Here is a 14,198-nt window from a genome sequence, read left to right as displayed (position 1 = left end):
TACTGGAGCGGCGCATAAAATTTAGCGGCACAGGCAGCGTCCTGAAGATCAAATTAGCAGCCTGAAGTTGCCTGTTATGTAACCATTCGCTTCAATTGGTGAAAAGCACGACAGTGCGGCATTGGGTATAGTTTAGCAAATCGAATCATTTAAAATGGCGTTTATCACAAAACATTAAGTGTATGGCGTGAAAAGCGATAAGCGGACAACAAGTATGGAACCGATTCCTTTTTTACGGAAGTGCTTGATGTCATTCGATCTGTTTTAATATTTCATACGTAAAATGTGGCTTCTGTGGTCAGGTAATCCGCAAGTTTTGGTGTTTCTTCAGCGATTTTGACCAAAACGCGGCTTTCATCACGTCGGAAATTGATTAATGCAGGGAACAGGTAAGAGAACATTGCATGAGCAAGAATAAAGGGAACCGCTGGCAACGCGTAAAGCGCGCTGTTATCGGCGCAGTGGTTGCGATAGCCGGTATCTGGATCGCGGGAATTATTCTGTTTTCCTTTCTGCCAGTGCCGTTTTCAGCGGTGATGGCGGAACGGCAAACTGGCGCCTGGCTGCGCGGCGACTTTCATTATGTCGCGCACGCAGACTGGGTGGGGCACGACGAGATATCGCCGTGGATGGCGCTGGCGGTGATCGCTGCGGAAGATCAAAAATTTCCGGAGCACTGGGGTTTTGACGTCGACGCGATTGAAACGGCGCTGGGCAGCGAAGGCGAGCGCATGCGCGGCGCCTCGACGCTGTCGCAGCAAACGGCGAAAAATCTCTTTCTCTGGGATGGGCGCAGCTGGGTGAGGAAAGGGCTGGAGGCGGGCTTAACGGTCGGCATCGAAACCGTCTGGACCAAACGTCGCATCCTGACGGTTTATCTCAATATCGCCGAGTTTGGCCAGGGCACCTTCGGCGTGGAGGCGGCGGCGCAGCGCTATTTTCACAAGCCGGCCAGTCGTCTCACCATTGCGGAGGCGGCGCTGCTGGCGGCGGTGCTGCCGAATCCCATCCGTTTTCGTGCCGACGCGCCCTCAGGCTATGTGCGACAGCGTCAGCAGTGGATTATGCGCCAGATGCGCCAGCTGGGCGGAGAAGGCTTTTTGCAGCGCCATCATCTCAACTAGCCTTTACTCTTCGTCGAAGCCAGCTTCGAAAAGTTCGATGACGGCAGCCAGCGCCTGGCGCTCTTCCGGGCCGCTGGCTTCAATTTCAATATGACCGCCTTTCGCCGAGTCGAGCATCAGCAGGGCGATGACGCTGCTGGCCTCCGCCTCGGTACCGGATTCATTACGCAGCAGCACTTCAGCGTCGAAGCTCTGCACCAGCTCAAACAGCTTCATGGCCGGACGCGCGTGCATGCCCAGCTTATTTTTGATTTCCACGGTTTGTTTGACGGTCATGATTTGCGTTTTTCCAGCGTACGATGGCGTGACTGCACGTTTTTGCCGCGCGAGCGGAAGTAGTCCGCCAGCTGCTCGGCGATATAGACCGAGCGGTGTTTACCGCCGGTACAGCCGATGGCGACGGTCAGATAGCTGCGGTTGTTGGTTTCCAGCATCGGCAGCCACAGCTCAAGGTAGCTGCGTGTCTGGTAGATAAAGTTGTGTACTTCGGTATGACGATCGAGAAACGCCGCCACCGGGCGATCGAGGCCGGTCATCGGTCGCAGTTTAGGATCCCAGTGCGGGTTAGGCAGAAAGCGCACGTCGAAAACGTAGTCGGCGTCGATGGGGATGCCGTGCTTGAAGCCAAAAGACTCGAACACCATCGTCAGTTCGCGTTCGCGCTTGCCCAGCAGGCGCGTGCGCAGCATCTCCGCCAGCTCGTGCACCGACATCTCAGAGGTATCGATAATCAAATCGGCGCGGGAGCGCAGCGGCTCCAGCAGATCGTTCTCTTCATCAATGGCGCTTTCCAGCGACAGATTTTTGCTGGAGAGGGGGTGCAGGCGGCGCGTGTCGCTGTAGCGACGGATCAGCGTATTGCGATCGGCGTCCAGAAACAGCAGCTGCGGCGAAAAGGCGTCCGGCAGATTATTCAGCGCATGTTCGAACACCTCCGGCGATTCCGGCATATTGCGCACGTCGATGCTGACGGCGGCCGAAATATTGCGCTCCACCAGCGAATTCGCCAGCTCGGGCAACAGCACCACGGGCAGGTTATCGACGCAGTAGAACCCCATATCTTCCAGCGCGCGTAGCGCCACCGATTTTCCTGAGCCTGACCGACCGCTAACGATCATCAGCACCATGACCTTCTCTCCCGTTTTAAACCGGCGCGCACGCCGGTAAAGCGCAGTGCGCGTTACTGCTCCTCTGGAGCTTCTGTAATAATGGCGTAGAGTTCTTCATCGCTTTGTGCCGCGCGCAGGCGGCGACAGACGGTCTTGTCCGCCAGGCGTTTCGCGACCAGAGACAGCGTGTGCAGGTGGGTTTTGCACTGATCCGCCGGCACCAGCAGCGCAAACAGCAGATCGACCGGCTGGTTGTCCACCGCATCGAATGCGATAGGCTGGTCGAGGCTGATAAAGACGCCGACGGCGCGCAGCGTATCCTCTTCCAGCTTGCCGTGCGGAATGGCGATACCGTTGCCGATACCGGTGCTGCCCATGCGTTCACGGGTCAGGATCGCTTCAAACAGCGTTTGATGCGGCAGATTAAGCTGCTTTGCTGCCAGCTCGCTGATAATTTCCAGCGCGCGCTTTTTACTCTGGCAGTGTACGCCGCTGCGCGTACAGTCCGGCGTCAGCACGGTGCTCAGTTCCAGTGTCAGATCGTTATTCATTGTCGTTTCACTTGCGAGTTCACAGAGCCGCGGGCCTGCCGCGCTAAACGGCCGCGCGGTATCCCGTGGCGCTTGCACAGATGGCAAAACGGGGCGGTAAATCCGCCCCATCCTGACCGCCCTGAGCGCGCGGTAAGCGCGCTGCAAGCGTGAAGGTTAGTGTTTTTTCAGTTTGTCTTTGTGCCGGGTGAGCTGACGGGCGAGTTTATCCACCAGTCCGTCAAGCGCCGCGTACATATCTTCCGCTTCCGACGTGGCGTGCAGCTCGCCGCCGTTGACATGCAAAGTCGCTTCCGCAACCTGAGTGACCTTTTCCACTTTCAGAACAATATAAACCTGATTGATACGATCGAAGTAGTGTTCCAGTTTGGCAAATTTCGTGTTGATGAATTCACGCAGTGGTTCGGTGATTTCAACGTTTTGCCCAGTGAGGTTTAGCTGCATAGGTCTTCCTTCTCATTTCGGTCAAACCAGCTGTTTACGCTGGTTGGAGGGCGGGATAGATAAAGACTCGCGATATTTAGCGACGGTCCGGCGCGCCACCATGATGCCCTGTTCAGATAACATGGTGGTGAGCTTACTGTCACTCAAGGGTTTAGCGGGATTCTCCGCCGAGATTAATTTTTTCACCAGCGCGCGGATCGCCGTAGAAGAGGCTTCGCCGCCGCCTTCGGTATTCACGTGGCTGGAGAAAAAATATTTAAGTTCAAAGATGCCGCGCGGGCTGTGCAGGTATTTCTGCGTGGTCACGCGAGAGATGGTGGATTCATGCATATCCACGGCCTGGGCGATATCCGCCAGCACCATCGGACGCATAAACTCTTCGCCCTGCTCGAAAAAGGCCTGCTGCTGCTCGACGATGCAGCGCGTGACTTTCAACAGCGTATCGTTGCGGCTTTCCAGACTTTTGATCAGCCAGCGCGCTTCCTGCAGGTTGCTGCGGATAAACTGACTATCGCTGTCATTGCGCGCTGCGCCGCCCATAGCGGCGTAGTGCTGATTGATCCTGAGACGCGGCACGCTATCGGCGTTCAGCTCCACCGTCCAGCGCTTGCCGACCTTGCGCACCAGCACGTCGGGAATGACATATTCCGGCTCGCCGGTCTGCACCGACTGGCCAGGACGCGGATCCAGCGACTGAATGAGCAGCATCGCCTCTTTCAGCACATCTTCTTTGAAACGGGTGACGCGCATCAGGCTGCGGAAATCATGGTTGGCCAGCAGGTCGAGGTGCTCGCTGACGATCAGACGCGCTTCGGCCAGCATCGGCGTGGTCGGCGCGAACTGGGAAAGCTGCACCAGCAGACAGTCGCGCAGGTCGCGCGCGCCGACGCCGACCGGATCGAAGCGCTGAATGCGCTTCAGCACCGCTTCGACCTCATCCAGCGCCAGCTCTTCATCGCCCATGCTGTCGAGGATCTCGTCAAGCGAAACGGTGAGATAGCCGGTATCGTCGATGGCGTCGACGATCGAGGTGGCGATCGCGCGATCGGTATCGGTAAAAGGCGTTAAATCCACCTGCCACATCAGGTAATCCTGCAGCGACTGGGTGGTTTCGCCCTGATAGACCGGCAGCTCGTCGTCCTGATAGTCGGTGCCGGTGCCGGAAGGGGTGCCAGCGGTATACATCTCGTCCCAGGTGGCGTCGAGCGGCAAATCGTCCGGCATCTCTTTCTGTTCAAGCGCCTCGCGCGTGTCCAGCACCTCATCTTCCTGATAATCGCGGCTGTCGATCTCTTCATGCACTTCAGCCTGTTCCAGCAGCGGATTGCTCTCCAGCGCCAGCTGCAGCTCTTGCTGCAGTTCAAGCGTAGAGAGTTGCAGCAGCCGAATGGCCTGCTGCAACTGTGGAGTCATCGCCAGCTGTTGGCTGAACCTGAGTTGCAAACCTTGCTTCATATTCAGGACGGGATTTCCTAAGCAAACATCGTATTAACGACACCTTATCAGAGTCTGAACTCTTCGCCCAAATAAACCCGTTTAACCTGCTCATCTTCAAGAATTTCATTCGGCGTGCCGTGAGCGATAAGACGCCCCTGGCTGACGATATAGGCGCGTTCGCAAACCGCCAGGGTTTCACGTACGTTATGGTCGGTAATCAGCACGCCAAGCCCGCTGTCGCGCAGATGCTCGATGATTTTTTTAATATCGATAACCGAGATGGGGTCGACGCCGGCGAAAGGCTCATCCAGCAGGATAAATTTAGGATTAGCGGCCAGCGCGCGCGCAATCTCGACGCGGCGGCGCTCGCCGCCCGACAGCGCCTGACCCATGCTGTCGCGTAGATGGGCGATATGGAACTCATCCATCAGCTCGTTAGCGCGATCCTGACGCTGCTCTTCGGTGAGATCGTCGCGAATTTGCAGCACCGCCATCAGGTTGTCATAGACGCTGAGACGGCGGAAAATCGACGCCTCCTGCGGCAAATAGCCGATGCCGCGACGCGCGCGGGCGTGCAGCGGCAGGATGCTGATATCATCCTCATCGATCACGATACGGCCCGCGTCGCGCGGCACGATGCCGACGACCATGTAGAAGGTGGTGGTCTTGCCCGCGCCGTTAGGGCCGAGCAGGCCAACGATCTCGCCCGATTTTACCTGCAGGCTGACATCTTCCACCACGCGACGGCCTTTATAGGCCTTCGCCAGATTTTCTGCGATTAAAGTGGCCATAGCGATCAGTTACTCTTTTTCGGGCTGTTAGCGTTCTTGTCCTGCAGCTGCGACGGCACCAGCACAGTGGTGACGCGCTTGCTCTGACCCTGACTGTAGGCCTGCATTTTCTGCTCTTTGACCAGATAAGTAATACGGTCGCCTTTGATATTGCTGTCCTGCTGCTCGATATAGGCGTTGCCGGTCAGCTCAACAAAATCTTTCGCCAGCTCATAGTGCAGCTTAGCGGCGTGGCCCTGAACCGGCTTGCCGCTGTCCTGCATCTGGTAGAAGGTGGCGGGATTGCCGTAGGCGTCCACGATGGTTTTATTGCTGTCGCCGCCAGGACGCGTCACCACCACTTTATCGGCGGTGATTTTGATCGTTCCCTGGGTCACGATAACGTTGCCGGTAAAGGTCGCCACATTGCCTTGCAGGTCCAGCGCCTGGTTTTCGGAATCGATGTTGACGGGTTTGTCCGAGTCGCCGGTTACCGCCAGCGCGGGCAAGCTGGCCGCCAGCAGAGCGCCGACCAGGAAAAACTTAAGGCTGTTGTTGTGCATTTTGAATTTCATAATAAGTTTTGACCTTTTCAATCAACTCGGCGTTTTTCGTCCGTAAATTTCCGCGCATCTTCATGCCGGTAGAGTTAAAACCGCGCCCGAACAAGGTAACCTGATCGTCGGAGGTCACGTCCTGCGAGACGAGATTGACCTGCGCGTTGTCAGTTTTGATGCGCTGCAGCTGCGAATCCTGCGTCAGGGTATTCACCTCGACGTGGCCATACAGATAAAGCATACGATCTTTGGTTAATTTGGCTTTATCGGCGCGCACCGACCAGGTCGGCACTTTATTTTCGTCGTAGGTGGTCATGACCGGCTTGTCGAACCAGCTCACTTCATCCGCCGCGAAATAGGTCACTTTATCGGACACCAGTTTGTAAGCCAGCGCCCCTTGCGGGTTGTAGACCACGGTGTTCGAATTCGCGCTGGTGTAGGTCGGTTCCTGATCGTTGGCGGCGACCGGCGCGCTGCTGTCATCCTGGCTGGTCAGGTTCCAGCCGATCAATACCAGCGCAATTAAGGCCAGAATCAGCGTTATCCAACGCCTGCTTTTACTCATACCGATTGCCCTTTGGCATCCTCAAATTTGTTCTGCGCCATTAAAATCAGGTCGCACAGTTCGCGTACTGCGCCGCGTCCGCCTGCGATGCGCGTCACGTAATGGGCGCGCGGCAGCAGCACCGGATGCGCATCCGCTACCGCCACGCTCAACCCTACTCGGGCCATCACCGGCCAGTCGATTAGGTCATCGCCGATGTAGGCGACCTGCTCATCGGAAAGCGACAGTTTATCCAGAAGTTCGCGATAGGCCAAAAGCTTATCGGACTGTCCCTGGTAAAGATGACGAATGCCTAAGGTTTTGCAGCGATCCTCCATCAGACGCGCGTTGCGTCCGGTAATAATCGCCACTTCTATATCAGAGGTTAGCAAACAGCGGATGCCGTAGCCGTCGCGCACGTTAAAAGCTTTCAGCTCTTCGCCGTTATTGCCCATATAGATCACGCCGTCCGACATTACGCCGTCGACGTCGCAAATCAGCAGACGGATCTGACCGGCGCGCGCCATCACCTCTGCGCTGACCGGGCCGTAGCAGGTTTCCACCAGGGAAGTATTTACCGACATTCTCATTTCCTGTTCAGACTACGCCGGCGCGCAGCATGTCATGCATATGTACCACACCGAGCAGACGATCGTCATCGGCCACCAGCACAGCGGTAATATTTTTGTTTTGCATCAAGTTCAGCGCCTCAACCGCCAGCATATTGGGGCGGACCCGAATGCCGCCGCGCGTCATCACCTCCGCGATAGTCGCCTTCTGGAAGTCGATGCCCATATCGAAGATGCGGCGCAGGTCGCCGTCGGTAAAGATGCCTTCGATCTTCATCAGATCGTCGACGATCACCGTCAGCCCTAAATTTTTGCGCGTAATCTCCAGCAGCGCGTCGCGCAGCGAGGCGTCGCGCGTGACGTGCGGGATCTCGTCGCCGCTGTGCATAATGTCGCTCACGTGCAGCAGCAGCTTGCGCCCCAGCGCGCCGCCCGGATGCGACAGCGCGAAATCTTCTGCGGTAAAGCCGCGCGCTTCCAGCAGCGCTACCGCCAGCGCATCGCCCATTACCAGCGTCGCCGTGGTGCTGCTGGTCGGGGCGAGCCCGAGCGGGCAGGCTTCCTGCGGCACTTTTACGCACAGATGCACGTCGGCGGCGCGGCCCATGGCGCTGTCGGGGCGGCTGGTGAGGCAGATAAGCGGCACATGCTGGCGCTTCAGCACCGGGATCAGCGCCAGAATCTCGTTGGACTCGCCGCTGTTAGAGATGGCGAGCACCACATCGCTGCGGCCGACCATCCCCAAATCGCCGTGGCTGGCTTCGCCCGGATGCACGAAAAAGGCGGGCGTGCCGGTGCTGGCGAAGGTGGCGGCCATCTTCTTGCCGATATGGCCCGACTTGCCCATGCCCATCACCACGACTTTGCCCTGGCAGCGATAGATCATCTCGCAGGCGCGGGTAAAGTCGTCGTTAATATACTGGTCCAGCTGCTCCAGACCTTCACGCTCGATGCGCAGTACCGCTTTTCCCGCCGTCTGAAAGTCGAAGTTCGCGTTTGAAAGCTGAGTTGACATGGCAAATCGGTCCTTTGTTATCCGTCGAGGAAAGCGGGCTGCATCCACAACAGCGCGCCCCAGACGATGAAACCACAGAGTAAGAAAGCGCCTGCGGCGCGCCCGATGCGGCGGCGGCGCTGCAGGCAGAGCAGGGCGAACAGCGCGCTGACGGCCAGCATGACCCAGTAATCGCGCGCGAAGGCGTGCTCATCCACGCTACCAGGGTTGATCAGCGCCGGTAAGCCCAGCACGATGGCGATATTATAAATGTTGGCGCCGATAAGATTGCCGATGGCGATATCGTCTTCGCCTTTCAGCGCGCCCGCCAGCACCGTCGCCAGCTCCGGCAGACTGGTGCCCACCGCGATCAGCGTGGCGCCCATCACCAGCTCGCTGACGCCGAAATAATCGGCAAAGGTGGTGGCGTTGTCGATCACCATGCGCGTCGCCATGGGCAAAATAATCAGCGCGACCGCCAGCCAGAGAAAGGCGACCGTGTTGCCGCTCTCTTCGCGCGGCAGCTCCGCGAGCTGTTCGCGCGTCAGGGTATCGCTATTGTCCCGCTCGGCGCGGCGCGCAAAGCGGATCGCCACCAGCAGATAGGCGATGGCGATGGCGATCAGGCCGAGGCCGTCAAGGCGGCTCAGGTAGTTATCGAACAGCATCAGGCCGCTGAGCAGCGAGACCAGCAGCATCAGCGGCAGCTCACGCCGGATCAGGTTGGAGTATATGTTCAGAGGGTGCAGCAGCGCCGCGCCGCCGAGTATCAGTAAAATATTGGTAATATTGGAGCCCAGCGCGGTGCCGACGGCGAGATCCATCTGACCATGCTGCGCCGCTGAAAAAGAGAGGATCATCTCTGGCAGTGAGGTGCCGATGCTAACGACCGTCATGCCGATAATCAGCGGCGGGATGCCAAAGGATCGACACAGTATCGCGGCGCTAAACACCAGGCGATCGGCGCCATAAGCCAGTAAAATCAAACCAACGATCAGCAGGGCAGCGGCTACGAACATGAAAAATCCTTGGATGAAATGCATTGCCGACACGTCTTGTGCAGCAGGTTTCAGGTTCTGTCATCAGAAACAGGCGCTGATTTTGACCGTCTGAGCGGCAAAAGTAAATTTTATGCCCGCTTTCGCCAAATGAACGCAGTAAGTTTCTGTAATGCTATCGTGAACTGGCGCGTTACAGGCTACCATCGTAGGCTTTATAACGCCCGATCCACAGAAGAGGTAATAATGGACCAACAGGAAACGAACCTGGTTGAGGTTCGTGGCGTCAGTTTTACACGCGGCGATCGTCCGATTTTCGACGATATTTCGCTGACGGTGCCAAAGGGAAAAGTCACGGCCATTATGGGGCCGTCGGGCATAGGCAAAACCACGCTGCTGCGCCTGATCGGCGGCCAGCTGCAGCCCGATCGGGGCGAGATCTGGTTTCGCGGCGAAAATATTCCCAGCTTGTCCCGCGCGAAGCTTTATGAAACCCGTAAAAAGATGAGCATGCTGTTCCAGTCCGGCGCGCTGTTCACCGATCTGACGGTATATGAAAACGTGGCCTGGCCGCTGCGCGAGCATACGCAGCTGCCTGCGGCGCTGCTGCACAGCACGGTGATGATGAAGCTGGAAGCGGTGGGGCTGCGCGGCGCGGCGCAGCTGAAGCCCGCAGAGCTTTCCGGCGGCATGGCGCGCCGCGCCGCGCTGGCGCGCGCTATCGCGCTCGAGCCGGAGCTCATCATGTTCGACGAACCTTTTGTCGGCCAGGATCCCATTACCATGGGCGTGCTGGTCAAGCTGATCGACGAGCTGAACCATTCGCTGGGCCTCACCTGCATTGTGGTGTCGCACGACGTGCCGGAGGTGCTGAGCATCGCCGACAGGGCCTATATCGTGGCCGGTCAGAAAATCATTGCGCAGGGCAGCACGCCGGAACTGCGGCAAAACCCCGACCCGCGCGTGCGTCAGTTTCTGGATGGGATTGCGGACGGACCTGTCCCGTTCCGGTTTGCCGCCGGAGACTATCTTGCCGACTTAACCGGCTCAGGGAGAGTGTAAGCCAATGTTGTTAAAGGCGCTGGCGTCATTAGGACGCCGGGGAATCAATACCTGTTCCACCTTCGGTCGGGCAGGCTTAATGCTGTTTCACGCGCTGGTAGGGAAACCCGCCTTTCGTAAACACACGCCGCTGCTGATCAAACAGCTTTACAGCGTCGGCGTCTTATCGCTGTTGATTATCGTGGTGTCCGGACTGTTTATCGGCATGGTGCTGGGGCTGCAAGGCTATCTGGTGCTGACCACCTACAGCGCGGAAACCAGTCTCGGCATGCTGGTGGCGCTGTCGCTGCTGCGCGAGCTGGGGCCGGTCGTGACCGCGCTACTGTTCGCTGGCCGCGCCGGATCGGCGCTGACGGCGGAGATTGGCCTGATGAAGGCGACCGAACAGCTCTCCAGCATGGAGATGATGGCGGTCGATCCGCTGCGCCGCGTCGTCTCGCCGCGCTTCTGGGCGGGCTTTATCAGCATGCCGCTGCTGACGCTGATTTTTACCGCCGTCGGCATCGCTGGCGGCGCGCTGGTCGGCGTGAGCTGGAAGGGCATCGACCCCGGCTTTTTCTGGTCGGCGATGCAAAACGCGGTCGATTTTCGCACTGACGTAATCAACTGCATTATTAAAAGCGCCGTTTTTGCCGTGACGGTCACCTGGATCGCGCTGTTTAACGGTTACGACGCGATTCCGACCTCTGAAGGGATTAGCCGCGCGACGACGCGCACCGTGGTGCACGCCTCGCTGGCGGTGCTCGGTCTGGATTTTGTGCTGACAGCACTGATGTTTGGGAACTAATGCAATGCAAAGCAAAAAAAGCGAAATTTGGGTTGGCGTGTTTATGCTTCTGGCGCTGGTGGCGATGCTGTTTCTCTGCCTGCGCGTGGCGGATCTTAAGTCGCTCGGCACGCAGCCGACCTGGCAGCTTTACGCCACCTTCGATAATATCGGCGGCCTGAAAGTCAGCTCGCCGGTTAAAATCGGCGGCGTGGTGATCGGCCGCGTCACCGACATCTCCCTTGAACCTAAAACGCTGCTGCCGCGCGTCACTATGGCGATCAGCGACGAGTACGCCGACAAGATTTCCGACACCAGCTCGCTGGCGATCCGCACGCAGGGCTTACTCGGCGAGCAGTTTTTAGCGTTGAATTTAGGCTTTGACGATCCCGAGCTGGGCTCGGCGATGTTGAAAGACGGCGACACGCTCCGCGATACCAAATCGGCGATCGTGCTGGAGGACCTGATTGGTCAGTTCCTGTATAAGAGCGGCGGCGACAATAAGAACGATACGGATAACAAGGATCCGCAGAGCGAAGAGAACGCGCCTGCGGCCCCGGCCCAACCCTGAGAGGTAAAAATCGATGTTTAAACGTTTACTGATGGTCGCCATGCTGGTCATCGCGCCGCTGGCCGCGGCGAATGCAGCCGATCAAACCAACCCCTATAAGCTGATGAACGAAGCGGCGGCGAAGACCTTTACGCGCCTGAAAAACGAACAGCCGAAGATTAAGCAGAACCCCAACTACCTGCGCGACGTCGTGCGTCAGGAGCTGCTGCCCTACGTGCAGATCAAGTATGCCGGCGCATTAGTGCTCGGCCGCTACTACCGCGAGGCGACGCCGGCGCAGCGCGAAGCCTACTTCAACGCCTTCGGCGACTATCTGGCGCAGGCTTACGGCCAGGCGCTGGCGCTCTATCACGGCCAGACCTATCAGATCCAGCCGGAACAGCCGCTGGGCGATGCCAAAATCATCGCCATTCGCGTAACCATTATCGATCCCAACGGCCGCCCGCCGGTACGCCTCGATTTCCAGTGGCGTAAGAACAGCCAGAGCGGCAACTGGCAGGCGTATGACATGGTGGCGGAAGGCGTCAGCATGATCACCACCAAACAAAACGAGTGGAGCGATCTGCTGCGCACCAAAGGCATCGACGGCCTGACCGCGCAGCTTAAAACCTATGCGGCGCAGCCGATTACGCTGGATAAACAGTAACGATGCATGAGTCATTACGCTGGCAGCGTGACGCCAGCACGCTGTCGCTGTACGGCGAACTGAACCGCGATACGCTGCTGGCGCTGTGGCAGCAGCGCGACACGCTGATCGACAAAGCAGAGATTATCGACGTTTCGGGACTGGCGCGCGTCGACTCGGCCGGTCTGGCGCTGCTGGTGCACCTGCGTGAAATCGCCCGCGCTCAGGGCGTTACGCCGCGTTTTAGCGGCATCAGCGAGAAATTGCAGTCGCTGATCACTCTCTACAATCTTCAGCAGATTATTGTTTCTGCGGAAAAAAGCAGCTGAGCGCTTTCTCACTCTTCTAAGCCCCTGTTTCTGGCAGGGGCTTTTGCATGTTTAAGAGTCCGCCGCTTTCCTCTAAGATGTCACCCTTTATTCTTTACAACTTAAGTAATGAGCAATGGAAAACAGTGAAATTCAGGCCGTGCTGATGAAAGCGCTGCCGCTGGACGAAGTCCACGTGATGAGCAACGACGGCAGCCACTTTCAGGTAATTGCCGTAGGTGAAATGTTTGGCGAGCTGAGCCGCGTGAAAAAACAGCAGGCCGTTTACGCGCCGCTGATGGAATACATTGCCGACAATCGCATTCATGCCGTCTCCATTAAAACTTATACCCCTGCTGAATGGGCGCGCGACCGTAAACTCAACGGTTTCTGAGCCTTCATCATGGGCGCTCGCCGCTGGCGAGCTATTCCCGTCTTTAGTTAATTGAGAGCCGTGTTAATGGACAAATTTCGTGTGCAAGGCCCCACCCGTCTGAGTGGTGAAGTCACCATTTCTGGGGCGAAAAACGCCGCGCTGCCGATCCTGTTTGCTGCGCTGCTGGCTGAAGAGCCGGTCGAGATCCAGAACGTGCCGAAGCTGCGCGATATCGATACCACAATGAAGCTGCTGAGCCAGCTGGGTGCGAAGGTTGAGCGCAACGGCTCTGTCCACGTCGACGCCAGCAAGGTCGATATTTACTGCGCGCCGTACGATTTGGTGAAAACCATGCGCGCTTCTATCTGGGCGCTGGGCCCACTGGTGGCGCGCTTCGGTCAGGGCCAGGTTTCTCTGCCGGGCGGCTGCGCCATCGGCGCGCGTCCGGTCGATCTGCATATTACGGGCCTGGAGCAGCTGGGCGCCGAGATCAAGCTGGAAGAGGGCTACGTTAAGGCTTCCGTCGACGGCCGCCTGAAAGGCGCGCATATCGTGATGGATAAAGTAAGCGTAGGCGCGACCGTGACCATCATGAGCGCGGCGACGCTGGCTACCGGCGTCACCATTATCGAGAACGCAGCGCGCGAACCGGAAATTGTCGATACGGCCAACTTCCTGATTACGCTGGGCGCGAAGATCAGCGGCGCAGGCACTGACAAGATCACCATCGAAGGCGTTGAGCGTCTGGGCGGCGGCGTCTATCGCGTCCTGCCGGACCGCATCGAAACCGGCACCTTCCTGGTGGCAGCGGCGATCTCAGGCGGCAAAGTGCTGTGTCACAACACCCAGCCGGACACGCTGGACGCCGTACTGGCGAAGCTGCGCGACGCGGGCGCCGACATCGAAACCGGCGACGACTGGATTAGCCTGGACATGCACGGCAAACGCCCTAAAGCGGTCAACGTGCGCACGGCGCCACACCCGGGCTTCCCAACGGACATGCAGGCGCAGTTCACCCTGCTTAATCTGGTGGCGGAAGGCACGGGCGTCATCACCGAAACCATTTTCGAAAACCGCTTTATGCACATTCCGGAGCTGATCCGTATGGGCGCACACGCGGAAATCGAGAGCAATACCGCTATCTGCCACGGCGTGGAAAAACTCTCTGGCGCGCAGGTGATGGCGACCGATCTGCGGGCGTCGGCAAGCCTGGTGCTGGCTGGCTGCATCGCCGAAGGCACGACGCTGGTGGATCGCATCTACCATATCGATCGCGGCTATGAGCACATCGAAGACAAGCTGAAGGCGATGGGCGCGCAGATTGAACGCGTAAGCGCTGAATAAACGCAGCGTGAATAAGAAAACCAGCCACGGCAGCGCGGCTGGTTTTTTT

General features: G+C 58.1%; 19 protein-coding genes. 8 read left to right on the top strand and 11 right to left on the bottom strand.

The features are described from left to right. Positions 1-404: 404 nt before the first annotated feature. Positions 405-1,124: a monofunctional biosynthetic peptidoglycan transglycosylase gene (mtgA, locus tag AC6I7Z_RS16900; protein WP_497815036.1), complete on the top strand. Its 720-nt coding sequence runs from the start codon at positions 405-407 to the stop codon at positions 1,122-1,124. A gap of 3 nt (positions 1,125-1,127) precedes the next feature. On the opposite strand, the gene npr is transcribed toward mtgA, so the two are convergent. From npr to AC6I7Z_RS16845, 11 genes are all read right to left on the bottom strand, one after another. Continuing rightward, positions 1,128-1,400: a PTS phosphocarrier protein NPr gene (gene npr / locus AC6I7Z_RS16895; RefSeq protein ID WP_033793304.1), complete on the bottom strand. Its 273-nt coding sequence runs from the start codon at positions 1,398-1,400 to the stop codon at positions 1,128-1,130. After that, positions 1,397-2,251: an RNase adapter RapZ gene (rapZ, locus tag AC6I7Z_RS16890; protein WP_033749261.1), complete on the bottom strand. Its 855-nt coding sequence runs from the start codon at positions 2,249-2,251 to the stop codon at positions 1,397-1,399. The genes npr and rapZ overlap by 4 nt, the downstream gene beginning before the upstream one ends. Before the next feature lie 53 nt (positions 2,252-2,304). After that, positions 2,305-2,784, bottom strand: a complete 480-nt coding sequence (gene ptsN / locus AC6I7Z_RS16885) for a PTS IIA-like nitrogen regulatory protein PtsN (RefSeq protein WP_033749262.1) — start codon at positions 2,782-2,784, stop codon at positions 2,305-2,307. Between the two features lie 156 nt (positions 2,785-2,940). Continuing rightward, the gene (gene hpf / locus AC6I7Z_RS16880) at positions 2,941-3,228 is read right to left on the bottom strand and encodes a ribosome hibernation promoting factor (protein WP_048784682.1); all 288 of its coding nucleotides are present in this window, start codon (positions 3,226-3,228) and stop codon (positions 2,941-2,943) included. Between the two features lie 21 nt (positions 3,229-3,249). Continuing rightward, positions 3,250-4,683 (bottom strand): RNA polymerase factor sigma-54, encoded by a 1,434-nt coding sequence (gene rpoN / locus AC6I7Z_RS16875; RefSeq protein WP_497815035.1) that lies wholly within the window; start codon positions 4,681-4,683, stop codon positions 3,250-3,252. Between the two features lie 47 nt (positions 4,684-4,730). Then, on the bottom strand, positions 4,731-5,456 hold the full coding sequence (lptB, locus tag AC6I7Z_RS16870) for an LPS export ABC transporter ATP-binding protein (RefSeq protein WP_033749265.1): 726 nt from the start codon (positions 5,454-5,456) through the stop codon (positions 4,731-4,733). Positions 5,457-5,461: 5 nt separating this feature from the next. After that, positions 5,462-6,010, bottom strand: a complete 549-nt coding sequence (gene lptA, locus AC6I7Z_RS16865; RefSeq protein ID WP_033749266.1) for a lipopolysaccharide ABC transporter substrate-binding protein LptA — start codon at positions 6,008-6,010, stop codon at positions 5,462-5,464. Further along, the gene (gene lptC / locus AC6I7Z_RS16860) at positions 5,979-6,557 is read right to left on the bottom strand and encodes an LPS export ABC transporter periplasmic protein LptC (protein WP_497815034.1); all 579 of its coding nucleotides are present in this window, start codon (positions 6,555-6,557) and stop codon (positions 5,979-5,981) included. The genes lptA and lptC overlap by 32 nt, the downstream gene beginning before the upstream one ends. Beyond that, positions 6,554-7,120: a 3-deoxy-manno-octulosonate-8-phosphatase KdsC gene (kdsC, locus tag AC6I7Z_RS16855; RefSeq protein ID WP_048784680.1), complete on the bottom strand. Its 567-nt coding sequence runs from the start codon at positions 7,118-7,120 to the stop codon at positions 6,554-6,556. The genes lptC and kdsC overlap by 4 nt, the downstream gene beginning before the upstream one ends. Positions 7,121-7,133: 13 nt before the next feature. Then, complete coding sequence (gene kdsD, locus AC6I7Z_RS16850) at positions 7,134-8,120, bottom strand: arabinose-5-phosphate isomerase KdsD (protein ID WP_497815033.1); 987 nt, start codon at positions 8,118-8,120, stop codon at positions 7,134-7,136. Between the two features lie 17 nt (positions 8,121-8,137). Continuing rightward, a complete protein-coding gene (locus tag AC6I7Z_RS16845; RefSeq protein ID WP_497815032.1) occupies positions 8,138-9,118 on the bottom strand; it encodes a calcium/sodium antiporter in 981 nt (326 codons plus the stop codon). Positions 9,119-9,343: 225 nt separating this feature from the next. Here AC6I7Z_RS16845 and mlaF point away from each other — a divergent pair, with 225 nt between their 5' ends. From mlaF to murA, 7 genes are all read left to right on the top strand, one after another. After that, on the top strand, positions 9,344-10,159 hold the full coding sequence (gene mlaF, locus AC6I7Z_RS16840) for a phospholipid ABC transporter ATP-binding protein MlaF (protein ID WP_033749271.1): 816 nt from the start codon (positions 9,344-9,346) through the stop codon (positions 10,157-10,159). Positions 10,160-10,163: 4 nt separating this feature from the next. Further along, the gene (gene mlaE, locus AC6I7Z_RS16835) at positions 10,164-10,946 is read left to right on the top strand and encodes a lipid asymmetry maintenance ABC transporter permease subunit MlaE (protein WP_033749272.1); all 783 of its coding nucleotides are present in this window, start codon (positions 10,164-10,166) and stop codon (positions 10,944-10,946) included. 4 nt (positions 10,947-10,950) lie between these two features. Further along, a complete protein-coding gene (gene mlaD, locus AC6I7Z_RS16830) occupies positions 10,951-11,496 on the top strand; it encodes an outer membrane lipid asymmetry maintenance protein MlaD (protein ID WP_497815031.1) in 546 nt (181 codons plus the stop codon). Positions 11,497-11,509: 13 nt separating this feature from the next. After that, complete coding sequence (gene mlaC / locus AC6I7Z_RS16825; RefSeq protein WP_033749275.1) at positions 11,510-12,142, top strand: phospholipid-binding protein MlaC; 633 nt, start codon at positions 11,510-11,512, stop codon at positions 12,140-12,142. A gap of 2 nt (positions 12,143-12,144) precedes the next feature. Beyond that, the gene (gene mlaB, locus AC6I7Z_RS16820) at positions 12,145-12,450 is read left to right on the top strand and encodes a lipid asymmetry maintenance protein MlaB (protein WP_033749276.1); all 306 of its coding nucleotides are present in this window, start codon (positions 12,145-12,147) and stop codon (positions 12,448-12,450) included. Between the two features lie 115 nt (positions 12,451-12,565). Then, positions 12,566-12,823: a BolA family iron metabolism protein IbaG gene (gene ibaG / locus AC6I7Z_RS16815; protein ID WP_033749277.1), complete on the top strand. Its 258-nt coding sequence runs from the start codon at positions 12,566-12,568 to the stop codon at positions 12,821-12,823. A gap of 66 nt (positions 12,824-12,889) precedes the next feature. Further along, positions 12,890-14,149: a UDP-N-acetylglucosamine 1-carboxyvinyltransferase gene (murA, locus tag AC6I7Z_RS16810; RefSeq protein ID WP_033749278.1), complete on the top strand. Its 1,260-nt coding sequence runs from the start codon at positions 12,890-12,892 to the stop codon at positions 14,147-14,149. Positions 14,150-14,198 lie beyond the last annotated feature (49 nt).

Source organism: Pantoea sp. X-Soil-MYKO-1289, from assembly GCF_059730625.1.
The sequence above is the reverse complement of the archived record's forward strand: the minus strand, read 5'-3'. Positions and strand labels throughout refer to the sequence as shown.